We start from the raw sequence: 25,466 nt of genomic DNA, 5'->3' as shown, positions 1-25,466 counted from the left end.
GCCGGGGCGCACTGTTCCACGGAACCCAGGACGCCCGCGGCGTGAAGCCCGGCGCCACCGAGCAGGACCTGACGACCGCCGTCCCTATCCACCAGTACCTGACCGTCGACAACGCCCTCGAACTGCGCAGTCTGGCCCCGGACATCCCCTTCATCTGTGTTCTCCAGGGCAACCGGCTGGAGGACTACGTGCCCTGCGAGCAGCTGTTACGCGCAGGCCGGTATCGACCTGGCCGCCGAACCGGTCGTCGGGATCGGCTCCGTGTGCCGCCGCCAGGGAACAGCCGAAATCAAGTAGATCGCCCGGCACTTCGCCGCCCAGGGAATCCGGCTCCACGGCTTCGGAGTGAGGACCCTCGGACTGGCGGCCTACGCGGACGCCCTTGTCTCCGCGGACTCCATGGCCTGGTCCGAGGACGGCCGCTACTCCGCCCCACTGCCCGGCCACACCCACCGGAGCTGAGCCAGCTGTCCGCACTGGGCGATCCGCTGGCACCAACGCATCGTCCAGCAGCACCTCTCGCCTGTCGCCCGACCTCACCGGAGGGACGGCACAGGCCGTCTCGCCGCTCACCACACCAGCCGCCTCGCATCCCGCCGAAAGAGGGTCCGAAAGTTTCGAGGCTTCGAAAGTTTCGGCGTCGCTTGATCGGTGACATCCCGGCCTCCCTCCCTCGGTGCTTTACCCGCACCCGCGTTGACCAGCGCGGCAGAGATCCATGACGTCGCCTGAGTTTCGGAAAGGTTACGGAAACCGTTGACAACTCCCTTGCCAGGGCCGACTGTTGTGACGCTCCCCGGCCGTGCATGGGATGCGCACAGCCGGGCTGTGTCACCTCATCGATGAACGCCGACGTGTGCTCGGCGTGTCTTTTGCTCACAGACCGTGCTACTCGCGAGGAGGAAACAACGCATGAGCGACACTCCCCACAACTCCGACCCACGTCAGGTCAGCCGCAGGAAACTCGTCTTCGGCGGTGCCGGGGCGCTGGTGGCGGCCGGGACAGCAGGGCTGCTCCTGCCCGGCAGTGCGCGCGCCGCAACGGTCCTCACCAGCAACGCGACCGGTACGCACAACGGCTACTACTACTCCTTCTGGACCGACAACCCGGGCTCCGTCAGCATGACGCTGTCGGACACGGCCGGCTCGTACAGCAGCCAGTGGAGCAACACCAACAACTGGGTCGGCGGTCTCGGCTGGAGCAACGGCAGCCGCCGGGCCGTCACCTACTCCGGCTCGTTCAACCCGGGCAGCAACGGCTACCTGGCGCTGTACGGGTGGACCGCCAACCCGCTGGTCGAGTACTACATCGTGGAGAACTTCGGCCCGTACAACCCCGGTTCCGCCGGCACGAGGCGCGGCACGGTCACCGACGGCGGCGGTACGTACGACATCTACGAGTCCACCCGGACCAACCAGCCCTCCGTGGAAGGCACCAAGACCTTCCAGCAGTACTGGAGCATCCGGCAGAGCAAGCGCAGCAGCGGCACCATCAACACCGGCACGCACTTCGACGCCTGGCAAGCGGCCGGGATGCCGATGGGGGCGTTCAACTACTACATGATCATGGCGACGGAGGGCTACCAGAGCACCGGAAGCTCCAGCGTCAGCCTGGGCGGCGGCGGGACCACGCCCACCACTCCGCCTCCGAGCGGGGGTACCACTCCTCCTCCGGGGACAGGTGCCTGCACCGCCACCTACCGCACCACCAGCTCATGGAGCAACGGCTTCAACGGTGAGGTGACCATCACGGCGGGCAGCAGCGGCGTCACCAACTGGAAGGTGCCGGTGACGCTGGCCAGCGGCCAGACAATCACCTCGCTCTGGAACGGCACCTCGAGCCGGAGCGGGAACGTACTGACCGTGACCCCGGTCAGTCACAACCGCACCCTGAGCGCGGGGCAGTCGACGTCGTTCGGCTTCACCGCCAGCGGACCCAGCAGCCCGACCCCGTCGGTCGGCAGCTGCAGCGTGGGCTGACCCCGACGTACCGCGTACCCACACGCTCCGGCGCGGTGCCCCATCGGGCACCGCGCCGTTGGTCTGCGGCCGGTAGGGCCGGGTTCGCTTGTGGGTGACCCCGGCCTTTGTCAGGGTCTCGCGCCAGAGGTGGGACTTGTAGCAGGCGCCGTTGTCGGTCAGGACCCGTTCGACGGTGATTCCGCAGTGGGTGGTGAAGTAGGTCTGGGCCCGCTGCCAGAAGGCGGTGGCGGTCTCCTTCCTCTCGTCCGTGTGAATCTCGCCGCAGGCGAGGCGGGAGTGGTCGTCGACGGCGGTGTGGATATAGCTGTAGCCGGCCCCGGAACGGGTTTTGCGGCCTGCCTGGCGGCCCAGGACCTTGTGGCCGCCGCCGTCGGGGATGTTGCCGAGCTCCTTGATGTCCACGTGCACGAGTTCGCCGGGCCGTTCGCGTTCGTAGCGGCGTATGACTCGGCCGGTGGCCCGGTCGAGATGGCTGAGCCGGGCCAGGCCGAAGCGGACCAGCACCCGGTGCACGGTGGATGGCACCAAACCCAGCAGGTGCGCGATGCGGGCCGGTCCCCAGCGCCGTGTGAGGCGGACTTTGATGATCCGGCGTTCGGTCCGGCTGGGCGTGCGCCGGGGGCTGTGGCGGGGGCGGCTGGAACGGTCGCTCATGCCCGCCTCGCCGTCACACTCACAGCCCTCACTATCTGGCTCCGAACATGATCCGAGAAACAGTGCCTAAGAGGGTGTTTCGCCCCGTAGTTTCATCACGGATTGCCGGGTTGAGTGCGGTTTATGCGCCGCGTCAGGTCAGGATGGATTCGGCGGTGAGTCTGCGGGTCATGAGGTTGATCATCGCGAGGTGGATCATGGCCTCGGCCCGGTGTGGGTGAGTTTCGTAGTCGCGGGCCAGGCGCCGGTGGTTCATGAGCCACCCCAGAGTCCGCTCGACGGGCCCAACGGCGCGGGAGCAAGGCAAATCCCCTGGTGGTGGGGTCGCGACGGACGATGTGCATGTCGATGCCGAGGGTGGCGCCGTGCTCGACGAGGTGCTGGCGGTAGCCGCCGTCGACCCAGGTCTTACGGACGGTGGGATGCTCGGCAGCGATCCGTTCGATGAGGGGCCGGCCGGCGATCGAGTCCTGCACGCCGGCCACTGTGACCAGCACCCCGAGGAGGAGTCCGAGGGTGTCGATGACGATGCTCCGCCGGCGGCCGACGATCTTCTTGCCGGCGTCGATGCCTTGCCCGGTGGCGGGGACGTTGGTAGAGGTTTTGATGCTCTGGGAGTCGATGACGCACGCGGTCCGTTCACCCTCCCGGCCTTCTTGTCTGCGTACTTGGCGGCGGTGGAGGCTGTTGAGCCGGTCGAAGACGCCCTCGGAGATGCCCTCGGTGCGAACGGCGGTCTGGTCGTGCATCCGGCCGGGCCGGACCACCCCGCTGAATTGGGTGCGGCCCTGATCGTCGCTGAAGGTGGTGGTCTTGATGGTGTTCTGCTTCTTCTTGCCGGACACGAACGCCTTGCGGCCCGGGCGGCCTGCGCGCGGGCGGCGGACCTGCACCTCGGTGCCATCGATCCGCAATTTGACCCCTTCGGCGCCGGCGTAGGCGAACACGTCCTCCAGCGCGCGCAGCCGAACACCGGGCCGACCGGGAACGGCGAAGCCGCGGCTCGCCGGCAACGGCCGGGTCTCGCGGATTGCGTTGGAGACCGTGGAGCGGTCAACTCCGTACAACTCGGCGAGCGCCCGAGGGCCGCAGCCCCAGCCGCAGGTGCACCAGCGTGACCAGCAGCCGGTCCACGAACACCAGCTTGCAAGAGGGGCTGGCCCCGGCAGCGCGGCGTCGCTCCCCGCCACGTCGCTCGCGCAGCGCCGACTCCCGTGCAACCTGCCACTTCGGTGCGAGTTCTTCGAGTAACTCGCCGAAGTGTGCACGGTGGATGCCGGACAGGACAGGATGGGAGCAGGCCGCACGGGCCCAGGCAAGCGTCACAACTCGCCCAACCCGTGCGGCCCTTCTTACGCCACAGGCCGACCACCGAGCACCAGGCAAGTGGGCGCTGAGGAACCCCCGGGCACGACCGCCTGCCGGCACGTTAGCCTCACCTGCATGGAAGAAGTAGATCTTCTGCCACATCTGGACGGGACGGAGCGCGGCCTCGTCGTGATGATGTGCGGCCTGCCTGGCTCGGGCAAGAGCACGTATGCGCACGCCCTTGAACGCCGTGGCTATACCCGACTGTCGATCGACGAGGTGGTGTGGGCGCGCATTGGCCGCGACGCGGCTGACCTCGACCCGGCGGACTACGAGCAACTCAAGTCCGCCGTCGAGCAGGAACTGTGGGAAGAGTTGATCCGCTTGATGGAGGCGAAGCTACCTACCGTCATTGACTACAGTTTCTGGAGCCGCGCCACCCGAAACCGGTACAAGGCCGCGATCGAGAGTCACGGATATCGATGGGAACTGATCCGCCTCAAAGCCGATCTTGCAACCCTGCGACGCCGACTGGCCGGCCGCAACCAGCGGGGCGACGCAAACAGCGTCACCGTCTCCGATGAACTCCTGGAACGCTACTTCACCGACTTCGAGGAGCCCATCGGCGAGGGCGAGCGCGTCATCGTCCAGGAATAGTTCCCCAACTCGTAAGGCCGGCGCAGGCAGGCCCCTCCACCCCGGGAGGTGCCGACAGCGAACGACGCGGGCCGGGCGACGACGCGGACGGGCTGCGCCGACGGGATGGACTGATTGCCGCGTACTGCCAGCAGCACACCGACATTGAGATGGACGCCCTCTCGTCCTATCTCCAGGCCCGACAGCAACGCAGCCGGGCGGGTGGCCCGCGGGAGTCGGACCGGCAGGAGATCGCCGGGATGCTCGATGGCTCGCTTCCGCCCGAGAACGCCCCCGACGCGCGGCGGTGGTACTCGTGGGGGCAGGGATATGCGGAGGGCGGTCTGATGGAGGAGGCCCAGCCAGTGCGGCTCACCGTCACCTTAACGATCGAACAGCTCATCGGCGCGTTCGAGCCGTTCTCAAAGAAGGGATTCCCGGCTCGCCTGGCCTCGGCCTCCAGAACGAGATGTCCGACGAAATCCGGGTGCAGCGCTTCCAGATGTACGAGCGTCCCGGCCAGAGTCGCCCGTGAGTCCTCGAACAGCACGCTGGGCAGTGGCGAGGAATGTGCCCCTGTCGCGCTCCACGTGGCGTCCCAGGTGCTGCAGGGCCGTGGCGTAGAGAACGGAGACATAGGCCCGCGCGAAGTCACTGTCCGGTTGCCGGATGTCCTCGAAGGCCGCCGGATAGGAATCGCTGATGCTGCCCTGCGGCAGCGCCGCGATGGTGTTCAGTGCCGCTTGGAGCCCCGGGTCCTTCTCCATCCGGTTCGTCACCGAGGCCTTCAGGCGCTCGAAGGTGCAGTGCGCCTCTTCCTCCTTCTCGGCCGACGGTGGCGGCAGATTGAGAGGAGCGAGGTAGGCGTGCACCGGCTCGTACAGCGGAGAGGTCGTCAGCGAGTAGCGGGTGATGAGCCGTCCGCGCTCGCTCGCCGTGCTTGTGGTGTTCATCATTCACCCCGGTTGTGGGCATTCACCACTGTCGTGGGATCACCCTCCTGTTGTGGGATCACCCCTGTTGTGGGATCGCGCCCTCTTTGCGGGATCGCGTCAGCCGAAATGGCACCCGCACGTGCCACCGCAGGTTTCGAAACAGGAGAAGTCGCAGGTGCTTCCCTGCTGCGACGGATCCGGGTCGTCACAGTCCTCGAGCGGCTGCGTCTGCGATGGATTCGATCCGCACGTCCAGATCGAACTCGCAATGACCAGTGACATGACGTCACCTCTTCCCTGACCCACACCGCCAGATAGGTGGGAATTTGTTGATGCGTCGATCTTCGGAGCGGGCCGGGTCATACAACCGGCACGACCGGCCCGCGCATATCTTACTTCCTCGGTTTCCCACCAACCAACCGGCATGTTGCGGCGATAGGAAAACTCGGAACCGGCCGAGTCCCGAGCCGAGGAGCACCGAGCCCACCCATTCGATGTTCAATCATTTCTCCTTACGCTATAGCCTGTGCGGGTGGAATCCTGGAGACCACACCCTCGCGCCGCGGATCCGGCGACCCCCGTCATCCAGGATGGGCCGGAAACTGTAACCAGCAAGGGGTGCACCATGACCGCGACAGCCCTCAACTATGAAAGCAACAGGATCACCGAGCTCATGGAGGCGCCCACCGAGGAGCACGACGAGCAGTGGCTCAAGGACGCGCTACAGCAGGCCGTCATGCTTGAACTCGCGACACTTCCCCCTTACTTGTGCGGCCTGTGGTCGATCAAGGACCCGAGCCAGAGCCCTGATGCCTTCGCGACGATTCAAGAAATCGTCTTCGACGAGATGTCCCACATGGGCTTGGTCTGCAACATGCTCACCACCATTGGAGGCACCCCACTCCTCGCCGAAGAGAAACTGGTGCCGAAATATCCTGGCCCACTTCCCGGCGGCGTTCGTCCCGAGCTTTCCGTTTCTCTCTCCGGACTGACCAAACAATCACTGGAGATGTACTCACAGATCGAGAAGCCGGACGACCCCGTCGTCGAGGCCAGGGAAGTTCACAAGTCGATCGGAGCCTTCTACACAGCGATTCTGGACGCATTCCAAAAACACCAGTACCTGATCTCGGGAACCCGACAGGTGACCAGGAACATGTCGCACCATGGAAAGGGGAACGAAGTTGTCGAACTCACCTCGTTCGATGACGTCGAGAAAGCAGTAAAGATCATCAAGGAGCAGGGCGAGGGAACCGCCGCGTCACCGGATAACCCCTTCCCAGGACAGTCCGGCGAAGTGGCCCACTTCTACTCCTTCCGGGAGATCTTTCACGGCCGCAAGCTGATCGTCGTGTCGGAGGATCCGAAGGAATTCGACTTCCAGGGCGCCGAAATTCCCATGCCGGAGGCCTTCCCCATGGGAACGGTCCCGACGGGCGGCTGGGCCACGGGCGCACCGGAGGTTCCCGACGAGGTGAGACAGCTCCTCGACACCTTCAACCACCACTACAGCTCGATGCTGCGATTCATCGAGCAGGCATGGCAGGCGGAGACGCCGGGTGCGGCGGCGCAACTGCTGAACAAGGCCGTCGGGCAGATGTTCCAACTACAGGAGCCAGCACAACAGCTGATGCAGATTCCGCTGTCCGACGGCAGCGGAAGGACGTACGGTCCGGAGTTCCGGTACGTCGAGGCGGAAGCGTGAGCAGGGTGCTGCGCGATACATGTTCCTGCACCGGTCCGCCCGCCCAAGGGCGCTCACTCTCGGTTCCTGTGACAACTGGTGGCGTCCGGCCACGGAGCTCCGCAAAAACCCGTTGGCGGACCACGGCGACCACTGCTATTTTTCCGGAGGCCGTGCGAGAGAATAAGGAGGTGGTACCCGTGAACGCAGTATCGACATGGGTGCTCCCCTCCGGGGTCACGGTCGGGCGATAGGTCGTCCGGGAGCGCCGTTCTAGAGCCCTCCCGAAAGGCACGACCATGCAATTCACTTCTGAACAGCACCTCGACGACGGCGTCCTCGAACGCGAATTCACCCTCGGCGAGATCCCCGGCACCCTGTGGACGCCTGGATCCGCACCGTCCCCGCTGATCCTGATGGCCCACAACAACGGCCTGCCCAAGGGGGAATCCCGTCTGGTGGCCCGGGCCCGGCAATCCGCGGCGTACGGCTACGCAGTAGCCGCCATCGACGCCCCCGGGTGCGGTGACCGGCCCCGTTCCGCCGCCGACGAGCAGGCCCGCGCGGACGTCCGTCGGGCGATGCAGGCCGGTGAGCCGGTCGACGAGATCTTCGAGTCCTTCATCGGCCCGCTGGTCGAAAAGGCGGTCCTGGAATGGCGGACCACCCTGGACGCCCTCCTTTCGCTGCCCGAGATCGGCGGCCCGGTCGGGTACTCGGGGTGGACCGCCGTCGGCATTCGGCTGGCGGTGGTCGAGCCGCGCATCGCGGCCGCCGGCTTCTTCGCCGGGGGTTACGTGCCCCGCGCCCAGCGCGAGGAGGCCCGGCAGGTCACCATTCCGCTGCTGTTCCTGCTGCAGTGGGACGACGAAGGGAACCCCCGGCAACGGGCCCTGGACCTGTTCGACGCCTTCGGCACCAAGGAGAAGACGCTGCACGCCAACATGGGCGGGCACGTCGGCACCCCGTGGTTCGAGGTGGAGGACGGGGGCCGATTCTTCGGCCGGCACCTGAAGTGAGGCCGGGCCGTCTGGCCGGCAGCAGAAGGTAGGCGGTGTCGGCCAGGATGCCGCTCATCGAGGACAGGTCCCGGCCCTCCTCGATGGCGGTGTCGGCTACTCGATCTGGCGCGACATCCCGGGCCACCGCCTCAGGCGGCCCCACGAAGGGCACCAACCCCTCGGCGGACCGAGCCGCACCGACCGCGGGCAGAGCGGCTGTGCCCTCAAGGAGCGCACGACGCATCTCACCTCAGCGCCCGACCTCATACGGCCCACCACCTGCAGGCAGTTCCTGGAAATCGCTAAGGGCTTGGAGAAGACGACGATCGAGGCCTGCTGGCAGGACGGCGGATTCGTCCCGGTAGTCCTGGACAACCCGCCGAGTGGGCAGCGCGCCGCGATGTCCGGCCCACCACGCCGTCCCGGTTCCGCCAATGCAGCAGACGCCGGTGCCGGCCGGCCTCGTGGGTCACCAGCCGCATCGGCAGCCCGTCGTACCGCCCCCGGGCTCGCCGTGATCGGGGCCCGCCTGACCGAGTGGACCGGACACCAGGGAGTCGCCGGTCGTCTCGGAGACGACGAGTTCACCGTCCTGGCCCGCATCGAGCCTCGCCATCGGGAGGTGCGCCAGGCGCACCCTCGCCCGCCTCATGACCCCCCGGTCCCCTACGGCGACGAACTGCTCCCCCTAAGGCCTGTCCGGCGGATCATGATGATGGCAGAGTGCGCCCGTGAGTTACAGCATCTACCTGCTCCGGTTCGTGGAGGGTGAGGTCGTCACCCTGGACACTGAACGGTTCCGGCAGGCGACAGCGCCGTACGTGGTGGAGGGCCGCCCGGAGGAAGGTTTCTCCCAACTTCGCGCGGAGGACGGGGGCGAGACGGATCTCTACCACGCATTTCGTGGCGAAGAGGGAATGTCATGTGTGACGGCGACGCACTTCGCACGTGGCGCGATGAGCGGCGTGCTCGCCCGGCTGGCGGCAACCCTCGGGGCCTCGATCGTGCCCCAGGACGGAGCCGCGCTGATCTTCCACGAAAACGATCGCCTTCATCTTCCTGCGGACCTCCAGGGGAGGGCCTTTGTCATAGTCCCCACGGCGGAAGCGTTCGAGGCGGCATTCGACGCGCTCTGAGCGACTCTGCCCCGTTAGAAGCCCTGGCGCTCCTGCTCGACGGATTAGGGACGGAGCCATAAGCGGATCGCTGCTGCGGTAACTGTGCCGTGGAAAACGTAGGCCCGCTTGTCGTAGCAGGTCGCGACGGCCCGGGAGTTCTTGAGCCGGTTGATGGGGCGCTCGACCTCGTTGTGGCGCCGGCATGCGCCGCTGTCCCAGGAAAGCCGCCGGCCACCGCGACCATTCGACCACCCAGCAACGCAACGATGTTGCCGCAACGCCCGCGGAGAAGTCCACGACATCAACGTTGACCTCCGCCATGTCCGCCGCACTCCAGCGGTACTCGACGCCACGCGGTGGCATCTTCGGTGCCGTTGATGGTCTCCTGTCCCCCACTGCGACAGCGTGACCGGCACCTTCTGAGCCGACAACCGCGGCTACCGACTCCGCGACCATGTCCACCGTGCCCGGGCAGCTGCCCGCCGCCGACGAACACCTGAGCCCAGACACGCTGCTCGGCCAACGTCCGTCGTCAGTGCCGGGCAGCAAGATGGAGACAGCCCAACCACCCCGGTCCGAAAGGCGCCACGATGACCAACCGCACCTCCCAAGAGCACGCACAGGAAGCGATCCTCACGAAGATCAAGGAGGTTGCCGACAAGCTCGACGCCGATCGTCCCGAGCAGACCTCCGGTGTCCTCAAGGCCCTTGCAGAGGCGTACGCCTGGTCCGTCTCGCCGCACAACGCGCACTGACCGAGGAGCACCGGAGCCCGCCCCTGCACCAGGTGGCTGGCGTTCGTCATACCCGACCACCGTCACCAGGCCGCGACCACCCGCGTCATATCCGTGGCGCTCTGCCCCATAGCTAAGTGGTCGCGTTCGCGTCGGACCGCTGCCGCTCGTCCGCGCTGACCCCGGTGCCGGCGATCCACAGGAGGGGCAGCAGCCTGGTCGCGTAGCAGAAGCACTGCGGCTCCCCCTCCGCGCGGGGCAGGTAGGAAATCGAGGTGAACCTCAGGTCCCAGGACTGGTGCCGCGCCGGGTCCTGGGTCCGCTCCCCGAGGACGTCCATATCGGCGTCAATCACGATCTCCACGTACAACCCCATGGCCGCTGCCTCCCCTTCTCGCATTTTGAGCGTTCGCTCAAAGTGCAACTTCTCGCCCTCGTGCACATGCTCCCGGAGGACCGTGGAGGTCTTGGACCAGGTGCCTGGGCCCGGTCCCCACACATTCCGGCCTTCGGCACGTCGAGCTGCTCCTTGTGCCGCGGCCGGCTCACACGTCCGCAGCACCTCTTGCTGCTGGTGCAGGCTGCTCTCCCCGCCGTCGGCAGTCGGCCTCGATTCAGCGGTCGCGTGAGCCGGCCAAGGGATGCGCGACCGCATTGTCGTACGCGGGGTCGGAGACGTTAGGACCTGTGGTTGCCAGGTCCGGCCTCTGGCCGGATGCCACGGATGCCGGGGCTGGTTCGGTGAAGTAGTCGGGGTCCTTGGGGCGAGTGCGCGCCAGTCCCAGGGGGCGGGGGGCGGGCTCGAGGTGAGGGATGTATTTGGAGCAGTGCACGTAGGCCTCGTGAAGGGTGATGAGCGTCCACAGTGCGGGGTGCCGCCCGGGGGCGGTGTCGGCGGGTATCCAGGGGTGGGAGGTACGCAGCTCCTGGTCACTGACGAGTCGGGCGGAGCCGTTGACGTGCAGTCCGATGTGGTCGTGGGTGAAGTCCATGAAGAGCAGACCGATGTGCGGGTTGTCGGTGATGTTGCCGGCGCTGGCCAGAACGCCGTTTCCGCGGTACTCGGGGTAGGCCAGGGTGCGGTCGTCCAGCACGGTGACGAATCCGGGAGGGCCGGCGCGGAAGGTGGCGTCGCAGTGGCCGCGGGCGTCGGCGGTGGAGAGGAAGACCATTGACTGGCGGTGGATGAAGTCACGCATAGCCGCGGTGAGGTGCGGGTGGACCTGCTGGTCGTAGAAGACGTTGGCGCGTTCGCTGGTGCCCAGGTGGGTCTGCAGCAGGCGCTCTCCCCGCGAGGGGGTGGCGTCGTGGCGGGTCACGGCTGGTCGATCTCCTGACCGGGTCGGGGCGGTGTGAGGGGAGCGGTGAGAACGGGTGTGTCGAGCGGGTCGTGGTGGATGTGGGTCCGGGGGGTGCCCTGGTCCAGGAGGGTGCGCACGGCCGTGGTGACCATGTCGGGCGGACCGCACAGGAAGGCTTCGTGTCGGTCCCAAGGACCGAACTCGCGCAGAACCTGCGGGAGTGTGCCTTGCTGGCCGGGAATGTTCTCGTGGGAAACGGCCGCCCGGACGGACAGCCAATGGTGACGTTGGGACAAGCGCAGCATGTCGTCGAGGCCGTACAGCTCCTGGGCGGTGCGGGCCCCGACGAACAGGTCCACATAGCGGTCCATCCCAGAAGCGCCGGCTTCCTCGAGCAGTGCGCGCATCGGCGCGAGGCCGGTCCCCCCGGCCACCAGCAACAGATCGCGGTCACCCGCCGCAGCAAGGGTCATCTCACCCAGCGGCGGTCCGAGCCGCACCCTGTGCCCTGGGGCGGCATGGTGAACCAGCGCGTTGCTGACCTGGCCATGGTGTACAGCCCGGACATGGAAGGTGAGCGTGTGGTCGGTGCGCGGCGGGTGAGCGGGGGAATAGTGCCGCCAGGTACGGGGGTACCAGGGGGTTTCCATGCTCACGTACTGCCCGGCGACGTATTGGTAAGGCAGGTCGGGCTGCACCGTGATCTCGGCGATGCCGTGGCCGCGGTATTCGTGGCGGATGATCTGTGCTTCCCAGGAAGCCGGGCGCAGGCGGGTGTCATCGGCCGCGGCCGCGATCATCACCTGGGCTGCGACGGTGTAAGCGCGGGTCCATGCGGCGGCGACCTCGGGGTTCCACGCGGTTCCCGCATAGCGGGTCAGGGAGGCCACCAGGCATTCGCCCACTGCCGGGTAGTGGTCTTCCAGAGCTCCGAACTTACGGTGGTCCCGGCCCAGCCGGGAGCAGAACTGCACAAGGTTGTCGACGTCATCGACGAGATCGATGATGCGCAGCAGTCCGCGCAGCAGCCGGTCACGCTGGACGTCCATGTTGTCTGGGAACAACCCCCGTACTTCGGGATACCGGGCGAAGAGGATGGCATAGAAGTAGACGGTCATCTCCGTGGCCTGCGGTGCAACCACCGTCAGGCTCGTACGTATCAGGGAGATCTCTCGGTCTGTCAGCGGGGCGGATGTCACGTCCGGCCCCCAGAGAGCTCACGGCGGAGGTGCGTCCTCGTTCGCCGGGCGGGAACGGCGTGGGGGGCAGCGGGTGTCGCACATGGTGAGGGGGCCACCAGGCGTACTGGATGTGCTGACACGTAAAGATTCGCAATCGTAGAAGGACGTTTCATGTCGCTCGGGTTCAGAACAGCGAAAGTGTGATCACCGGACGAGTCATTGTGCACATAGGGCGACAGGTCCGAACCCACCCCTGGGTCTACGTCTCATTCTCGAATCAGCACAATTCCCTGGGAAATGTCGGCTCGTGACCAGCCCGCGTCAGCAACAGAAAGCCTGGGCATGGCGCATCACCAGAGCTCCGACCTGTCCGAGGCTGCCCTCGGAGGGGCACTGGGCAGCTTGGACACGCGCGCGATGGGGAGATTCGGTAAGCAAATCTGTGAGGTTAAGTGAACGAACGTCGGGGACGTGCTGCGCGCGGTCGGCACGATAACTCACTGGTGTCCAGCCGAAATCGACCACGTACGCACCGTGAACACCATCAAAGCCCGCCAGGAGTCGGGCGAGCTCCTGATCCGACAAGGCCGCGCCGACGAGGCCCTCGCCGTCCTCGGTGGACACTCTGCTCAATCTGGTCGTGCTGAGCCCGCCGGACGCCGCAGCTCTGGCGCCGCCCGGGCGGGTGTATGGTCTCGATCGCCACCGCGGTCCAGTCGCCTGCCGATGCCGGGGCGACTGCGATGCACATGGTCGCCCGAAACGATGTAGCGCACCTGGCGGCGCTTGTGGAACTCGTCGAGGCGGGCGCGGTCGCCATCGACGTCAGCGAGTCATGCCCGCCGAGCGACCTCGGACTTCAAGAGCCGGCCTTTCGTGGAAGCCGGCAACGTCACCGTGCTGGACGAGCCGTTCCCCGCCGAGGCGAAGTCGTGCTGACGGGATCGGACTTCGACGCCGACCTCGCTGAACGCTATGGATGGGTCAACCGTGCGGTCCCGGACGCCGAACTGGACGAGTTCGTAACAGACATCGCCGCACGCATGAGCGGCTTCCCCCGTGAGGCACTGATCGCAGCCAAGTCGGCAATCAACGCCATGAGCCTGCCTACTCCTGCTGAAGTACGCGCAGACGCCGTACTGTTCCAGCAACTCGTCCGAGGTGAGGAAGCACAGCAGCGCACGGCTGAGCTGTTCAAGAAGGGCTTCCAGGCCCGTGGGCCACGGTCGACGAGCGGTACGAGCAGTCCCGCAGGTCCCAGATACAGGCCGACAAGACCGAGGGCGCGGCCGAAGCCGAGACGCCGAGCGGTGAAGTCTGCGCAGCGGGCGCCCAGGAGGAGGCCGATGCCGCCTGCCGCCCAGAACAGGCCCAGTACGCCTTCCGGAAGGCCGAGTTCGCGGACGAACAGCACCGGGAGCATGGTGTTGAGGATCTGGGAGCCGAGGTTGGAACACGCCGAGGTGAGCGCGAGGGCCCGCAGCTCCGTGTTGCCGAAGACGTGTCGCAACCCCTCGGCGATCTGCGGCCACAGCCGCGTGGTCGGCCCGTCGGGCGGCGGGGAAGGCGCCGGCTTGCGGCGGATGGCGGTGAGCCGTAGGGCGGAGATCAGATAGCCCACGGCCGCGGACACCACAGCCACGGGTGCCGTCAGTAGCTGGACGAGCCCTCCACCCGCGCCGCGTCCGACCACGGTGCCGGCGGCGATGAGAGTGTTCACGGCGGCATTCGCCCGGACGAGGTCGGCGCGGCCGACCAGTTGCGGCAGCACGCTCTGTGATCCGACGTCGGCGAAGACGGTGGCACAGCCGTGCAGCAGCACGACCACGTACAACTGCCGGAGCGTGAGTGCGTCCAGCCACCAGGCCAACGGGACGGAGGCGAACAGCCCCGCCCGCGTCAGGTCCGCTGCGATCAGGACTCGCCGCTGACGCATCCGGTCCAGCCATGCCCCGGCGGGCAGACCGATGAGGAGGAAGGCAACCGTGCTCAGGGTGGCGAGTGCCCCGACCTGGCCAGGACTCGCGTCGAGAGCGGACACGGCGATGAGCGGTACGGCAACGTAGCCGATGTTGGTGCCGAGCTGGCCGAAGCAGGTCGCGGCGAACAGTGCGCGGAAGTCGGAGTTCCGCCAGGGAGAGTCGGGTTGCATGATCCGTTCATCCGGTGGTCGATCCGAGGCGTCGCCGCGATCCGGCAGCTCCGTCGGCAGGGCCTCCGGGCTGATGGGTGCGGGTAAGGCCGACGCCGATGAGTACGACTGCCATGCCCGTGACGACGCGAGCGCTCAACTGCTCGTCGAGGACCAGGGCGCCCAGGGCCACCGAGACGACCGGCAGCAGGTACCCGACGGTGGCGGCGGCGGTGGGGCCCTCGTCGGCGATGAGCCGGGAGTTGAGGTGGAACGTGACACCCGTGCCGAAGATGCCCAGGACGATGACGGCGATCACTGCTCCGAGAGTGGCGTCCGCAGGGCCGGGGCCTGCGGGAAGGGCGAGTGTGGTCAGACCCGTAGCGGCGATGAGCTGGGCCGCGGACAGGGCGAGGGGGGCGCCGTCCCGGCGGCCGAGGAGGTGGCGGGCCATGTAGGCGAAGGCGACGGCGTAGCTCACGGCCGCGGCGAGAAGGAGCAGAGCGCCCCAACTGGTCAGGCCGCTCTCGCGCCAGGGGGCGAAAACGAGCAGCACGCCGGCGAAGCCGAGCAGGAGGCCCACCAGACGGAGCGGGTGCCGGCCACGCTCCGTACCGAGAGCGAGGCCGATCCCCATGGACCAGAGGGGAGTCGTGGCGTTGAGGACGCCGGCCACCCCGGAGTCGACGGTCTGTTCGCCAACGCTGAACAGAAAGAACGGCAGGACGTTGCAGAAAAAGGCACCCACGACGAGGTGTCCCCATGTCCGGCGGCTACGCGGGAGGCGCTGGCGGGCCGAGCGGGCGAGCGCCAGAAGGACGGCCGCGCCGAGCGCACATCGGATGACCGTGATGTGGAGAGGGGCAAGGCCGCCGTTGAGTGCGATCTTGATCCAGAGGAAGCTCGACCCCCACAGCACGGCGAGGAAAGCCATGCGCAAGAGGGTTCCTCGCTGGCCACTGAGCACTGTTCGCCTCCTGACGGATGTCCGGCTTTGTACAGTGCCCCGACAGATCCAGTAAGACAAGCGAAAAAGTTTACATGGAGAGTTAAGCTGTACTACATGCTTGACTTGCGACGCATGCAGCTTCTGCGAGCGGTGATCACCAGCGGCTCGGTCACCGCGGCAGCCCGGAATCTCGGGTATACGCCCTCTGCAGTCAGCCAGCAGATGGCGGCGCTGGAGAAGGAGGCCGGGATCACGCTCCTCGAGCGGTCCGGACGAGGCGTGCGGCCGACGGATGCGGGGCGGCTGCTCAACGAGTACGCGACCCTCATCGGCAACCACGCAGCCGAAGCGGAGACCGCGCTGGCCGATCTGAGAGCCGGACGTACGGGGCAGGTGGCGATCCGTTACTTCGCCAGTGCGGGGGCCGCTCTGGTGGCCCCCGCACTCGCACAGCTTCGCCGTGAACAGCCGGGCGTGCAGACCGAGCTGAAGCTGAGCGATCCCGCGGACCCGCTGCCGGAGGTGAAGGACGGCCGGGCCGACCTGGCCCTCGTGGTCCGGCCGCGTGACCAGCCCGCCGTCGACGGTATCCGGTTCGTCTCCCTGCTCGACGACAAGTATCTCGTGGTCCTTCCCGAGGAGCACCGGCTCGCCGCGCAGCGGGAGATCGAGCTGACCGACCTCGCCGACGAGCCGTGGATCAGAAGTGACCGGCCGGGCCCCTGCCTGGACCCCGTTCTCGACGCCTGCGCATCGGCAGGTTTCAGCCCGGGTTTCGTGGTGGAGAGCGAGGACCATGCCACGGCGCAGGCATTCGTGGCCGCGGGGCTGGGTATCGCCCTGATTCCTGAACTGGGGATCGGCGACCCCCATCCCGCCGTGGCCGTCCGCAGGGTCCGCAACCCGGAGCCGGTCAGGTCTATCCATGCGGCGGTGCGGGAGTCGTCACCGGCCGAACAGCCCGCACTGCGCGGGCTGCTCGACGCCCTGCGGACCACGGCGGCCGCTCGGACGGTGGCGCTCTAAGGGCTGTCCCGTAATCCCTGGTGGATCAGCGCACGGCGTCAGATGCGGTGCATCGCAAGGCGGAGGGACGTCCGCATACTGGATGTATTCGGGCGTTCCGACAACGCGGCGAGGTGCCGTAGCTGTCGTCGTGCGCCCGCCAGGGATTACGGGACAGCCCTTAGCTTGATCTTTAACCTGTGCGGCGCGGGCGCGGGGTCGTCGATTTCTTCGTGCGCGCCGCATTGTGGGGTTCGGGTTTGCCGCCTGTGAGCACGTCCTGGCGTGCAGTGGGCTGGTCGTTCCTGCGGCCGGGTGGCCGTCCTGGGCCACACACGGATTCGACGCTGCGAAAAGCATCACCGGCGCAAGAGACACACCGCTGTTGACACCCTCGGCCTCTCCGTAATGATCACCGTGACACCCGCCGACATGACCGACCGCGAACGCCTCTAGCGCCTGCGCGTGAGGCAAGCGCAGATCACGCAGGGCTGGGCCGACTACGGGACAGCCCTTAGCTCGTGAGCTGGTCCGACGACTTCCTCAACATGACGCTCGAACCCGCTTTTCGCCCCCGCGGGGCGAAGGGCTTCGTCGTCCTGCCCCGGCGGTGGAAAGTCGAACGAACCGTGGGGTGGATCATGAATGCCCGCAGCAACGTCCGTGACTACGAGCGCTGGCCACAGCACTCCGAAGCACACCTGCCCTGGACACTCATCGCCCTCATGACCAGGCGCCTGACCCGCAAGGGCCCCGCGCCAACTGGACACAGAAAACCTGCCGTCGACGGCTTGGCCAGCAAGCCTTGTCGCCGACGTCAGTGCATCTCGACGCGAGCGGTGGGGAGGTTTTCGAGAATTGTCGCGACGGTCTGCTCCGGTGTCTGCTCCGAGGTGTCGAGCCAGAGCCCGATACGCGGAGTCTCCCCACGCAAGGATTGATCGAGAGCATCCACCGTCCAGACCCCGTACCCGGTCTTCCGGCGTCCCGCCTCTCTGCTTTTCACAGCAGTGGTGGAGGGAGCCAGAACAACGACGTAAAAAGGGCGTGTGCGCACGCTGGTGACGTACTGGGACAGGTCAGCCCCCAGAATGATGTCCTGCACAATCGCGGTCCATCCGTGACGCGCGTATTCGTCGGCCACAAGTGCGGACAGTCGGTAGCGCAGTTCCAACTGGGCTCTGGCTTCTGCAGTTTCCTCGGGTAGCAGTTCCTCTCGGCCTGAGACCACCATCCGCCGAAAGATGTCGCCGCGCACATGGGCAGCCCGAGGTAACCGCCTGGCAAGCAGGTCGGCCACAGTGGACTTTCCCGCCGCCATCACACCTGTGACCAGGACGACCGCAGAATCCAGTTCCTTCGCCACAGGGACCTCTCGCTCAGGGACGGCATCCGAATCAATCAGCATGCCTGACAGTCTGCTGGCACAGCCCGAGACGAGGCATCCGGATTTCCCGCACGGGCGCGGCAAATCTCCTGAACTCTGTGGATTCTCGAACACTCACTACGGTTCACAGCAACCGCCCCTCCTCACATGCCGAGGCCGCGGGCCACTCTTCCAGGACGAGGATGTCGTCGCCTTCGGCTTCCGCGAGTCCGCCGAGTCCGCCGAGTCCGCCGAGTCCGCCGAGTCCAGGATGCAGCCTCTGCCGCCACAGCTGCACGCGATCGACTCGGCGGTGTGCGTACGGCCGGCGCCGCCGCGGCAGCGCGCCGCGCGGCGGGCCGACACCGGCGGCAAAAGCGCCGATACTGGATTCACCTCGACGTCGACGTCCTGGATGACGCGATCATGCCTGCCGTCGACTACCGCTTCCCCGGAGGACTGGCCTGGGCAGAACTGGAGAGCGTGCTGCGGACAGCACTGGCCGGCGACCGAGCCGTCGGTCTTGACATCACGATCTTCAACCCGAGGGCTGCAGCGCGGACCGTATTCGGCAGCACTTGTTCAGTCGTCTCGGGCAGGGCGATGTCCACCCGGCCGTTCACTATGAGGAGCGGTCAGGGGCAAGGTGAGGTATCCCGGAGTCATGGGTTTCGGTCAATGGCTGCAGTCGCTCCACGGCAGTACCCGCCAGAGCAGGGCACTCATCGTGGTGCCGTTCGCTCTGATCGCCGTCGTGACCGTCGTCGACATCATCGCTCCGCCAGAGGTCCACCTTGGTCCGTTTCTCGTAGCGGCCCCGGCACTCACAGCATCGTTCGCCGGCCCGCGCCTGACCGCGTTCGTCGGTGCGGTCGCCGTACTGGCTCAGACCATGGTGGCCGTGGCGCGCACCAGCATCAACGATCTCAACCACACCTACCAGATCATTGCGCTGTTCTTGATCTCCGCGATGGTCACCTTCTTCGCCCACCTGCGAGAACGTCACGCAACGGAAATGGTGCAGCTGCGCTCCGTAGCCGAGGCAGCTCAGCGTGGGGTGCTCCGGCCCCTGCCAGCACGCAGCGGTCCGCTACGCCTGGCCTCGGTGTACCTGGCCGCCGAAGCAGGAGCCCAACTGGGCGGAGACCTCTATGCAACCGCGCGCACCGCCGAGGGAACCCGCGTAATCATCGGCGATGTCCGGGGCAAGGGCCTCGACGCCATCAGCAGCGCCGCCGGCGTTCTGGGCGCCTTCCGAGCTCTGGCCCGCCAGGAACCACACCTGCCCGATCTGGTGGCCCGCCTGGAGACCAGTGTGGCTGCGCATCAGATCGATTTCCTGCACGAGACCGAGGACGAAAACATCGCCGAGGACTTCGTCACGGCAACCGTGCTGGACATTCCCCATGCCTCTGCGGTGCTCCGCCTCGTCAGCTGCGGACATCCGCCGCCACTGCTCCTCCGCGCAGGTCAAGTGCGTTCGCTCGACGCCAAAGAACCAGCCCCGCCACTCGGAATCGGGCAACTGACGGCCACCCATTTCACGGAAGAGGTATTCACCTTCGATGCCGGTGACACGCTGCTCCTGTACACGGACGGGGTCACCGAAGCCCGTGACCGTTCCGGACTCTTCTATCCACTGACCGAACGGGTAGCCACACGGTGCGAGGAAGGTCCCGAGGCACTACTCAAGTATCTGTGCGCAGACCTCCTGCGACATGCGGGCGGCCACCTCGGCGACGACGCAGCCATGGTCGCGATCGAACGGCTTCCCTGACCGAATAGGGCCGGAAGCGCTGAGGCCCCCGCGACTGCAACAACCTCGGCAAGGTCGGAGGGCTCTGCGCTGCCCTCAAGGACCCCGCCCAGCGGCTCCCCCGGCGAAGAACGCGTACTGCTGCGCCTACGCCGCCGACTGGGCCGGTGCAAAGCTGCGATGGAACCTCACCGCCGAAAAGGCGGAGAAGACCGCACTCCTCGAACTCGCCAAGGCCTGCACCGACACCGTCGTCGAGCTCGAAGAGGTCGCCGAGTAATGCTCGCAGCACCGTCCCCCTCCCCAGCATCCTGGTGAGGCGACGTCCGACGCCAAGCGGCACTCAGTCGACCATCCCATGCTGCAGCCCTGTGGTCGTGGCAGGGCGGTTAGAGCGGGGCGTCCACCCTTGCAATCTCGGTTCTTGGAGCCCGGGGCCCGGGTCAGGTCAGGCAACGAGGGTCCGCACGCCGACCACCGAGGCGACGGCCTCGTCGAGTATCCCGATGCACTGCTCCACCTGCTCGTCCACCACGGTCCGTGGTGGCAGAACCTTCGCCACCTCGTCGTGCGGCCCGGCCGTCTCCAGCAGCAGACCGCTCCGGTAGGCGGCCTCGCACACCTCACGGCCCGCGCCCGGGCGGTCGAAGGGCAGACCCCCGGCCAGACCGCGCCCGCGCGGGACGTCAGCACGTGCCGGCGGGCGGTCTCCGCAAGGGTGTGGCCCACCCGTTCGCCTCGCTGGGTGGTTCTGGCTACCAGCGCGCCGTCGGACCAGAACTGCACTGGTACCGGGCGGCGGTGACGAATGCCGGGGTGTACCCGGGGAAGGTGCCGTTGTGCTCGCCGGGCTTCCACGTCTTACTCGGAACGCATCAGCGTCAGGGGCATCCCGTACCCGCTGACGGACTTGGACAAGCAGACGATGTCGGGGACGATCCCGGCCTGCTGAAGGAAAAGAACAGCCTGGTGCGCCCGCAGCCCATCTGGATGTCGTCCACCACCAATAGCGTGCTGTGCTCCCGGGTCCAGGGGGCCAGCGCGCGCAGCCAGGCCGGACGGGCCGGGTTGACCCCGCCGTCGCCCTGCACGGTCCCCACCACGACGGCGGCGAGCGGCTCGTCACCGGCGGTGGTGTCCAGCGCCGGGGCGCCCCGAGCCACCGCCTGCTCGTCGTCTGCGGTGCGTCGAAGGGCACCGGCACGGTGTGCGGCAGCGGCACCCCCGCCGCGGCGCGCTTCATCGGATTGGCGGTGACCGCCAGCGCCCCAAGCGTCATCCCGTGGAAGCCGCGCTGGAAGTAGGCGACGGTGTGCCGCCCGGTGACCTTCCGGGCGAGCTCGAGTGCGGCCTCGACCGCGTTGGTTCCGCCGGGCCCAGGGAACTGGAAGCGGTAGTCCAGGCCGCGCGGCGCGAGGACCAGGTCCCGCAACTGCTCCAGGAAGACGCGCTTGGCCGCGGTCTGTACCGCTGCTCAGCAACGGCCCGAAGACCAGGTCAATGCCCGTAAGCTCGGCGAGAAGGGCGGGATTCGGCTCTCACGGGCCAATGCCGCAGCATTCATGCTCCAGCAGGCCACCGACTCCCGCCATATCGGCGAGGCGCCGTTCATCAGCGACAAGGAGGCACGCCAGAGGCACGCCACGGCCGGACGCGGCCCCGGACCGGGCTACCGCCGGGCGAGGCCTTCGAGCCTTTCCACCGGCGGCGCGGCCACACCACCGCTGGTGTAGGTGAAGCGGCGGCCGCGGCGTTCTTCCTGGCGGCGGTATTCGCGGTTGTTGATGTGCCACGCAGGATGGACGTCTCGGAGTCCGGCACGGCAAGCTCCTGTCAGTCGCGGTCGGGTGCAGTTTGCGACTGGTGCCCGAGCGGCCGGGCCGGTCTCCGGGGTCGCCGTCACCCGACGCATCCGAGTCCTGGGGCACCCGTCGACCACGCTCAGCGCAGTGCGTCATTCAAGGAGATCACCATGGAAGCAGCTGACATGGCGGACGAGAAATCCTGGTACGCGGTTCGCTGCGTGTTCCAGTGGGACGCCGGGGAGGACGCACCTTACGAGGAGCGCCTGACATTGTGGCAGGCCGCCTCGATGGGCGAGGCCATCGCCAGGGCCGAAGGCGAGGCACAGACCTATGCAGAGGAAAATGGCCATCGCTACCTGGAGCTGGCCCAGTGCTATCGCCTGGCCACCGCAGGACGGCCGGGCGACGGAGACGAAGTCTTCTCTCTACTGCGCGACAGTCCCCTCGGCGAGGAAGCGTATCTGGACCACTATTTCGACACCGGCCGAGAGCATCAAGCCACCACAACCGACGAATGACGGCCGCACCCAGAGTCCGGGCTGTGCAGCATCTGAGGGTCAGCCTCCCGGGCGGATGCCCACGGAGTCACTGCTCGGTCTCCACCCCGTCTTGTGCAGGTCCTTCACCTCCGCGCGACCTCCTGAACGTCCAGCGCTGTTGATGAGGAGCGTGTCCTCGGCCGCGCGCCAGTCCGGGGCAGGCTGACGCCTGCGGGGGGGTGGGCAGGAGCTCGGCGAGCTGATTGAGTTCTGGACTCATTGATTGTCTCTTTGCCTGGTGTGTACGGATGAACGTGCTCAGGAGGACGGCGCGCCGTAACCGGGGCGAAGGGGCCGTGGGCAACTCTTTCGGCTGAGTGGTCCTCATGGGCGACGGATATCGGGAGGTTGAGGCGCATGCTCGTCCTCGGGCGCTCACAGGTCGAGGCGCTCCTTGACGTGGAGCGGCTTGTCGAAGCCCTGGCCCCGGTCATGGAGGACCTCAGCGCAGGTCGCGCTTCCGCTCCGAACCGTATCGCCGCGCTGGTGCCCGAACGTGAGGCATTCCTTGCGGCCATGCCGGGCTATGCTCCGTCGGCCTCGGCGCTGGTGACCAAGCTGGTCTCTCTCTTCCCGCGCAACGCCGGGACACTGCTGCCGACGCACCAGGCGATGATCGTCGTGTTCGATCCGGCCACGGGAGAGCCGACGGCGTTGCTGGACGGTACGGCCATCACAGCTATGCGGACCGCAGCTTGTTCGGCTCTGTCCGCACGGCTGTTGGCTCGTGAGGACGCGACGGTGCTCGCAGTGTTGGGCACCGGCGTGCAGGCCCGCTCCCACGCCCGCGCGATGTGCAAGGTCCGCCCGATCCGGCAGATTCGGGTGGCAGGCCGAAATCCGGCAAAGGCGGCCGCCCTGGCCGACGACCTCTCAGCAGAGCTGAAGGTCGAAGTCACGGTAGCGTCCACCTACGCCGAGGCGTTGGACGGCGCGGACCTCGTCGCCGCTGCCACCCACGCCCTCGAACCCGTCATCCGCCGCCGCTGGCTAACGCCTGGGGCACACGTCACCTCCGTAGGGTTCAATCCGGCCGGCCGTGAGATCGATGACGCCACGATCGCCGAGGCACTGGTGTGCGTCGAGTCGCGGCAGGCGGCGCTCGCCGCTTTCCCGGCTGGCAGCAATGATCTGCTCATGCCGATCCGCCACGGCGTCATCACGGCTGACCACGTCCACGCCGAGCTGGGTGAAATCATCGCCGGTGACAGACCGGGCCGCGCGTCACCGGATCAGATCACTTTGTACAAATCGGTTGGCGTAGCAGTACAGGACGCCGCTGCCGCGGCCTTGGTCGTCTCCATCGCACGCGCACGGTCAATCGGTGAAGACATCTCGCTGCGATGACTCCGATACTCGACTCGGTCAACCATTGCTCGGTGACCTCACGGCGAACCCGCAGCCACCCACAAGTCGGCTGAACACGTTCGCCTGTATGCGACTGAGCACAGCAAGGTGTATGCCGACACCGGGGACTCGGAGGGTCTCGGGATGCTGCCCTCCAGACCGGCAATCGTCGCCGCCCCGAACTTTCGGCGCGTGGGCGCCGGACGTCCGGCCGTGCCGGCCCAAGGTTCTTCGGAAAGTGTGGGTTCGCGGTGCAGGACCGCCACTACGTGTGGGGCAACCACGCAGACGAGGCGACCCTGCGCGACAACCGCGGCCGCCCCATCGACACAGACACCTGGGGCCGGGGCCACCACCGCCGCTGACACCAGATGGTGAGCAGCGGGCCGGCCCACAGGCGCAGGCAGCTCCGTCTCCTCCGTAGGCCGTGTGCCGGGCAGTCTCACCTGCCCGGCACACACGCACGCACGCGGCGCAACGGGTCGACGCGTCCAGGGGCTGAATGTGGTCAGACCACCTCGTCGTCCGCTGGCCACTCGCGCGGAGGATGCGTCAGCGCTGCCCGGCCGCTGGCGTCGCCGACACCAAGCCCGATCCCGAGCCGGCCACCACTGCCGTCAAGTCGCCTACTCTGCCTGAGCGCACTCGATCACGTGAGCATGAAGTCCCGGGGCACGAACCCGCGTCACGGCAACGAGCGTGTGAGCCATACCACTTCACCGCTGTCGTCCGTGGAAACGTGATCCCGCTCGAACCCGAGCTTCTCAAGGACACGGAACGACGGTGTGTTCCATGTGCCGACGGTCGACCAGAGCCGTTTCCGCCCGGTCGCTGTAGCGGCATCGAGCACCGCGCCGGCCGCCTCGGTGGCGTAGCCACGCCCATGCGCGCGCTGGAACAACTCATACGCGATTTCAGGCTCCTCCACGGTGGAGCGGCCGATGATCAACCCGCAATAGCCGATGAAGTCGCCTTCGTCACGGCGCTGGATGGGCAGCAGGGCGATCCCCGTTGTCGCCGTTGCGGTGAGCTGCTTCGCGATGAGCGTCCGGGTGTACTCAACCGTGGGCGTCCCGTTGCCCCGTTCGGAGTGCAGGGCGCGGAGCTCAGCGGCGTCCGACTCGGCCCACGGCCGCAGTATCAGCCGCTCGGTCTCAAGGTGGAACGACATCGTCTCGTACATAGACATGCCCGTACTCTGCCCCACGCTTCATCACGAACTACAGCTGAAGTACTGGCCCTGGAACTTTGGCTCCAGGTCGGGAACGCGCAGGCAACCTACGAGCAGCTCGCCCGGCAGGATGTCGATATGCTGCGGCCGCCCGAAAGAGAACCCTGGGGACTGTTCGAGATGCGGAGCGCCGATCCGGACGGCGTAAAGATCTACATCGTCGACGTGCCCAAGGACCGCCCGGCGGCCCGGCCGGGCGAGGTGACGACCCCAAAGACCCTTCCCACCTGCTTGCTTCACCCGGTACGGTCTCGATCATGCTCCCAATACGGGGAGCCCAGGTGTTCCGCGCGCGGACGCCCCAGCAGTTCCCACGTTGAGAGCAGGTTTCGTCCATGGCATGTCGTATCAGTGAGCTGGTGCTCGGTTGCCGCGACCCCGAGGTGCTGGCGCGGTTCTGGTGCGAGGTCCTGGACTTCGTTGTGCTCGATCGCGAAGGGGACGACTGCTTCGAAATCGGGCCGCGCGAAGGGTTCGGCGGCCCGCAGCCGACGATTATCCTCAGCCGCAGGGACGAGCCCGAGCCGGGGAAGCCCCGGCTGCACATCGACGTCAACGCCACCGACCGCGATCAGGACGCCGAACTCGAACGCCTCCTGAAGCTCGGGGCGCGGCCGGCTGACATCGGCCAGACCGGCGAGGAGCAGTGGCACGTTCTTGCCGACCCCGAGGGCAATGAGTTCTGCCTGCTCAAGGCCCGCCTCAACCCGCTCTGACGGCTCTGTGTCCCCGGTGCGGCCCCAGGGCCTGACGGCAATTGGACGAGAACCCGGGACACCGAGGTTGCCTGTCCTGGGTGTTA

At 67.1% G+C, this 25,466-nt stretch carries 24 protein-coding genes and 7 pseudogenes; 14 read left to right on the top strand and 17 right to left on the bottom strand.

Annotation, left to right across the window (positions count from 1 at the left end):
* The first annotated feature begins 912 nt into the window (after positions 1–912).
* On the top strand, positions 913–1,980 hold the full coding sequence (locus tag ACFWBQ_RS24475) for a glycoside hydrolase family 11 protein (RefSeq protein ID WP_385492843.1): 1,068 nt from the start codon (positions 913–915) through the stop codon (positions 1,978–1,980).
* 48 nt (positions 1,981–2,028) lie between these two features.
* On the opposite strand, the pseudogene ACFWBQ_RS24470 reads toward ACFWBQ_RS24475, so the two are convergent.
* From ACFWBQ_RS24470 to ACFWBQ_RS24460, 3 pseudogenes are all read right to left on the bottom strand, one after another.
* Positions 2,029–2,649: pseudogene (locus ACFWBQ_RS24470) on the bottom strand (DDE-type integrase/transposase/recombinase); the annotation flags it as partial.
* A gap of 121 nt (positions 2,650–2,770) precedes the next feature.
* Positions 2,771–3,347: pseudogene (locus ACFWBQ_RS24465) on the bottom strand (transposase); the annotation flags it as partial.
* Between the two features lie 57 nt (positions 3,348–3,404).
* A pseudogene (locus ACFWBQ_RS24460) lies at positions 3,405–3,530 on the bottom strand (IS5/IS1182 family transposase); the annotation flags it as partial.
* 550 nt (positions 3,531–4,080) lie between these two features.
* On the opposite strand from ACFWBQ_RS24460, the gene ACFWBQ_RS24455 reads away from it, so the two are divergent.
* Positions 4,081–4,602, top strand: a complete 522-nt coding sequence (locus ACFWBQ_RS24455; RefSeq protein WP_385492841.1) for an AAA family ATPase — start codon at positions 4,081–4,083, stop codon at positions 4,600–4,602.
* A 401-nt stretch (positions 4,603–5,003) separates the two neighbouring features.
* On the opposite strand, the gene ACFWBQ_RS24450 is transcribed toward ACFWBQ_RS24455, so the two are convergent.
* Positions 5,004–5,534: a hypothetical protein gene (locus tag ACFWBQ_RS24450; RefSeq protein WP_385492838.1), complete on the bottom strand. Its 531-nt coding sequence runs from the start codon at positions 5,532–5,534 to the stop codon at positions 5,004–5,006.
* A gap of 607 nt (positions 5,535–6,141) precedes the next feature.
* On the opposite strand from ACFWBQ_RS24450, the gene ACFWBQ_RS24445 reads away from it, so the two are divergent.
* Entirely contained in the window at positions 6,142–7,221 is a 1,080-nt protein-coding gene (locus tag ACFWBQ_RS24445) for a ferritin-like protein (RefSeq protein WP_385492835.1), read from the top strand.
* Between the two features lie 278 nt (positions 7,222–7,499).
* Positions 7,500–8,219, top strand: coding sequence for a dienelactone hydrolase family protein (locus tag ACFWBQ_RS24440; RefSeq protein ID WP_385492832.1), 720 nt, complete (start codon positions 7,500–7,502; stop codon positions 8,217–8,219).
* A 451-nt stretch (positions 8,220–8,670) separates the two neighbouring features.
* On the opposite strand, the gene ACFWBQ_RS24435 is transcribed toward ACFWBQ_RS24440, so the two are convergent.
* Positions 8,671–8,838, bottom strand: a complete 168-nt coding sequence (locus ACFWBQ_RS24435; RefSeq protein WP_385492829.1) for a hypothetical protein — start codon at positions 8,836–8,838, stop codon at positions 8,671–8,673.
* Between the two features lie 94 nt (positions 8,839–8,932).
* Between ACFWBQ_RS24435 and ACFWBQ_RS24430 the strand changes: the two genes are divergently transcribed.
* Positions 8,933–9,337 (top strand): hypothetical protein, encoded by a 405-nt coding sequence (locus ACFWBQ_RS24430; protein WP_385492826.1) that lies wholly within the window; start codon positions 8,933–8,935, stop codon positions 9,335–9,337.
* Between the two features lie 44 nt (positions 9,338–9,381).
* Here the strand turns inward: ACFWBQ_RS24430 and ACFWBQ_RS24425 are convergent.
* Positions 9,382–9,519: pseudogene (locus tag ACFWBQ_RS24425) on the bottom strand (IS5/IS1182 family transposase); the annotation flags it as partial.
* Between the two features lie 390 nt (positions 9,520–9,909).
* Between ACFWBQ_RS24425 and ACFWBQ_RS24420 the strand changes: the two are divergent.
* A complete protein-coding gene (locus ACFWBQ_RS24420) occupies positions 9,910–10,074 on the top strand; it encodes a hypothetical protein (protein ID WP_385492823.1) in 165 nt (54 codons plus the stop codon).
* 112 nt (positions 10,075–10,186) lie between these two features.
* Here the strand turns inward: ACFWBQ_RS24420 and ACFWBQ_RS24415 are convergent, their stop codons facing one another.
* The 6 genes from ACFWBQ_RS24415 to ACFWBQ_RS24390 form a co-directional block, all read right to left on the bottom strand.
* Positions 10,187–10,429 carry a hypothetical protein gene (locus ACFWBQ_RS24415; protein ID WP_385492820.1) on the bottom strand — a complete coding sequence of 81 codons (243 nt, stop codon included), beginning with the start codon at positions 10,427–10,429 and terminating at the stop codon, positions 10,187–10,189.
* Positions 10,430–10,667: 238 nt separating this feature from the next.
* The gene (locus ACFWBQ_RS24410) at positions 10,668–11,372 is read right to left on the bottom strand and encodes a pyridoxamine 5'-phosphate oxidase family protein (protein WP_385492818.1); all 705 of its coding nucleotides are present in this window, start codon (positions 11,370–11,372) and stop codon (positions 10,668–10,670) included.
* On the bottom strand, positions 11,369–12,496 hold the full coding sequence (locus ACFWBQ_RS24405) for a globin domain-containing protein (RefSeq protein WP_385492815.1): 1,128 nt from the start codon (positions 12,494–12,496) through the stop codon (positions 11,369–11,371). Before ACFWBQ_RS24405 ends, ACFWBQ_RS24410 begins: the two co-directional genes overlap by 4 nt.
* A 360-nt stretch (positions 12,497–12,856) precedes the next feature.
* A complete protein-coding gene (locus ACFWBQ_RS24400) occupies positions 12,857–13,159 on the bottom strand; it encodes a hypothetical protein (RefSeq protein ID WP_385492812.1) in 303 nt (100 codons plus the stop codon).
* A 349-nt stretch (positions 13,160–13,508) separates the two neighbouring features.
* Complete coding sequence (locus ACFWBQ_RS24395) at positions 13,509–14,687, bottom strand: MFS transporter (RefSeq protein WP_385492809.1); 1,179 nt, start codon at positions 14,685–14,687, stop codon at positions 13,509–13,511.
* Between the two features lie 7 nt (positions 14,688–14,694).
* Complete coding sequence (locus tag ACFWBQ_RS24390) at positions 14,695–15,600, bottom strand: DMT family transporter (RefSeq protein WP_385492806.1); 906 nt, start codon at positions 15,598–15,600, stop codon at positions 14,695–14,697.
* Positions 15,601–15,729: 129 nt separating this feature from the next.
* On the opposite strand from ACFWBQ_RS24390, the gene ACFWBQ_RS24385 reads away from it, so the two are divergent.
* Positions 15,730–16,641, top strand: coding sequence for a LysR family transcriptional regulator (locus ACFWBQ_RS24385; RefSeq protein WP_385492802.1), 912 nt, complete (start codon positions 15,730–15,732; stop codon positions 16,639–16,641).
* Between the two features lie 796 nt (positions 16,642–17,437).
* Here the strand turns inward: ACFWBQ_RS24385 and ACFWBQ_RS24380 are convergent.
* Both ACFWBQ_RS24380 and ACFWBQ_RS24375 read right to left on the bottom strand, forming a co-directional pair.
* Complete coding sequence (locus ACFWBQ_RS24380) at positions 17,438–18,028, bottom strand: AAA family ATPase (protein WP_385492798.1); 591 nt, start codon at positions 18,026–18,028, stop codon at positions 17,438–17,440.
* A 103-nt stretch (positions 18,029–18,131) separates the two neighbouring features.
* Complete coding sequence (locus ACFWBQ_RS24375) at positions 18,132–18,284, bottom strand: hypothetical protein (protein ID WP_385492795.1); 153 nt, start codon at positions 18,282–18,284, stop codon at positions 18,132–18,134.
* A 17-nt stretch (positions 18,285–18,301) separates the two neighbouring features.
* Between ACFWBQ_RS24375 and ACFWBQ_RS24370 the strand changes: the two are divergent.
* Positions 18,302–18,484, top strand: a pseudogene (locus ACFWBQ_RS24370) (arginase family protein); the annotation flags it as partial.
* Positions 18,485–18,650: 166 nt separating this feature from the next.
* On the top strand, positions 18,651–19,763 hold the full coding sequence (locus tag ACFWBQ_RS24365) for a PP2C family protein-serine/threonine phosphatase (RefSeq protein WP_385492792.1): 1,113 nt from the start codon (positions 18,651–18,653) through the stop codon (positions 19,761–19,763).
* Between the two features lie 427 nt (positions 19,764–20,190).
* Here ACFWBQ_RS24365 and ACFWBQ_RS24360 read toward each other — a convergent pair whose 3' ends face one another.
* Both ACFWBQ_RS24360 and ACFWBQ_RS24355 read right to left on the bottom strand, forming a co-directional pair.
* Entirely contained in the window at positions 20,191–20,364 is a 174-nt protein-coding gene (locus tag ACFWBQ_RS24360; protein ID WP_385492789.1) for a hypothetical protein, read from the bottom strand.
* Positions 20,365–20,623: 259 nt separating this feature from the next.
* Positions 20,624–21,174: pseudogene (locus tag ACFWBQ_RS24355) on the bottom strand (aminotransferase class III-fold pyridoxal phosphate-dependent enzyme).
* A gap of 19 nt (positions 21,175–21,193) precedes the next feature.
* On the opposite strand from ACFWBQ_RS24355, the gene ACFWBQ_RS24350 reads away from it, so the two are divergent.
* From ACFWBQ_RS24350 to ACFWBQ_RS24340, 3 genes are all read left to right on the top strand, one after another.
* Positions 21,194–21,475, top strand: a complete 282-nt coding sequence (locus tag ACFWBQ_RS24350) for a hypothetical protein (protein WP_385492782.1) — start codon at positions 21,194–21,196, stop codon at positions 21,473–21,475.
* A gap of 239 nt (positions 21,476–21,714) precedes the next feature.
* A complete protein-coding gene (locus ACFWBQ_RS24345) occupies positions 21,715–22,065 on the top strand; it encodes a hypothetical protein (RefSeq protein WP_385492780.1) in 351 nt (116 codons plus the stop codon).
* 378 nt (positions 22,066–22,443) lie between these two features.
* A complete protein-coding gene (locus ACFWBQ_RS24340; RefSeq protein WP_385492777.1) occupies positions 22,444–23,433 on the top strand; it encodes an ornithine cyclodeaminase family protein in 990 nt (329 codons plus the stop codon).
* 685 nt (positions 23,434–24,118) lie between these two features.
* Here ACFWBQ_RS24340 and ACFWBQ_RS24335 read toward each other — a convergent pair.
* Positions 24,119–24,622 carry a GNAT family N-acetyltransferase gene (locus ACFWBQ_RS24335; protein WP_385492773.1) on the bottom strand — a complete coding sequence of 168 codons (504 nt, stop codon included), beginning with the start codon at positions 24,620–24,622 and terminating at the stop codon, positions 24,119–24,121.
* Here ACFWBQ_RS24335 and ACFWBQ_RS24330 point away from each other — a divergent pair.
* Both ACFWBQ_RS24330 and ACFWBQ_RS24325 read left to right on the top strand, forming a co-directional pair.
* A pseudogene (locus tag ACFWBQ_RS24330) lies at positions 24,524–24,805 on the top strand (VOC family protein); the annotation flags it as partial. The gene ACFWBQ_RS24335 and the pseudogene ACFWBQ_RS24330 overlap by 99 nt on opposite strands.
* A gap of 194 nt (positions 24,806–24,999) precedes the next feature.
* Positions 25,000–25,380, top strand: a complete 381-nt coding sequence (locus tag ACFWBQ_RS24325; protein ID WP_385492771.1) for a VOC family protein — start codon at positions 25,000–25,002, stop codon at positions 25,378–25,380.
* The last annotated feature ends 86 nt before the right edge of the window (positions 25,381–25,466 follow it).

It is taken from the genome of Streptomyces sp. NPDC060035 (assembly GCF_042736635.1).
In the GTDB taxonomy this organism is placed as follows: domain Bacteria; phylum Actinomycetota; class Actinomycetes; order Streptomycetales; family Streptomycetaceae; genus Streptomyces.
Note: the sequence above shows the minus strand (reverse complement) of the source record. Positions and strands in the feature narration are given on the sequence as shown.

Excerpts from the sequence above, each read along its gene's own strand:
- ACFWBQ_RS24325 (WP_385492771.1), top strand. The coding sequence starts at position 25,000 with ATGGCATGTCGTATCAGTGAGCTGGTGCTCGGTTGCCGCGACCCCGAG.
- ACFWBQ_RS24390 (WP_385492806.1), bottom strand. The coding sequence starts at position 15,600 with ATGGCTTTCCTCGCCGTGCTGTGGGGGTCGAGCTTCCTCTGGATCAAG.
- ACFWBQ_RS24450 (WP_385492838.1), bottom strand. The coding sequence starts at position 5,534 with ATGAACACCACAAGCACGGCGAGCGAGCGCGGACGGCTCATCACCCGC.
- ACFWBQ_RS24380 (WP_385492798.1), bottom strand. The coding sequence starts at position 18,028 with ATGCTGATTGATTCGGATGCCGTCCCTGAGCGAGAGGTCCCTGTGGCG.
- ACFWBQ_RS24420 (WP_385492823.1), top strand. The coding sequence starts at position 9,910 with ATGACCAACCGCACCTCCCAAGAGCACGCACAGGAAGCGATCCTCACG.
- ACFWBQ_RS24445 (WP_385492835.1), top strand. The coding sequence starts at position 6,142 with ATGACCGCGACAGCCCTCAACTATGAAAGCAACAGGATCACCGAGCTC.
- ACFWBQ_RS24335 (WP_385492773.1), bottom strand. The coding sequence starts at position 24,622 with ATGTCTATGTACGAGACGATGTCGTTCCACCTTGAGACCGAGCGGCTG.
- ACFWBQ_RS24440 (WP_385492832.1), top strand. The coding sequence starts at position 7,500 with ATGCAATTCACTTCTGAACAGCACCTCGACGACGGCGTCCTCGAACGC.
- ACFWBQ_RS24395 (WP_385492809.1), bottom strand. The coding sequence starts at position 14,687 with ATGCAACCCGACTCTCCCTGGCGGAACTCCGACTTCCGCGCACTGTTC.
- ACFWBQ_RS24455 (WP_385492841.1), top strand. The coding sequence starts at position 4,081 with ATGGAAGAAGTAGATCTTCTGCCACATCTGGACGGGACGGAGCGCGGC.
- ACFWBQ_RS24475 (WP_385492843.1), top strand. The coding sequence starts at position 913 with ATGAGCGACACTCCCCACAACTCCGACCCACGTCAGGTCAGCCGCAGG.
- ACFWBQ_RS24415 (WP_385492820.1), bottom strand. The coding sequence starts at position 10,429 with ATGGGGTTGTACGTGGAGATCGTGATTGACGCCGATATGGACGTCCTC.
- ACFWBQ_RS24365 (WP_385492792.1), top strand. The coding sequence starts at position 18,651 with ATGGGTTTCGGTCAATGGCTGCAGTCGCTCCACGGCAGTACCCGCCAG.
- ACFWBQ_RS24385 (WP_385492802.1), top strand. The coding sequence starts at position 15,730 with ATGCTTGACTTGCGACGCATGCAGCTTCTGCGAGCGGTGATCACCAGC.
- ACFWBQ_RS24340 (WP_385492777.1), top strand. The coding sequence starts at position 22,444 with ATGCTCGTCCTCGGGCGCTCACAGGTCGAGGCGCTCCTTGACGTGGAG.
- ACFWBQ_RS24345 (WP_385492780.1), top strand. The coding sequence starts at position 21,715 with ATGGAAGCAGCTGACATGGCGGACGAGAAATCCTGGTACGCGGTTCGC.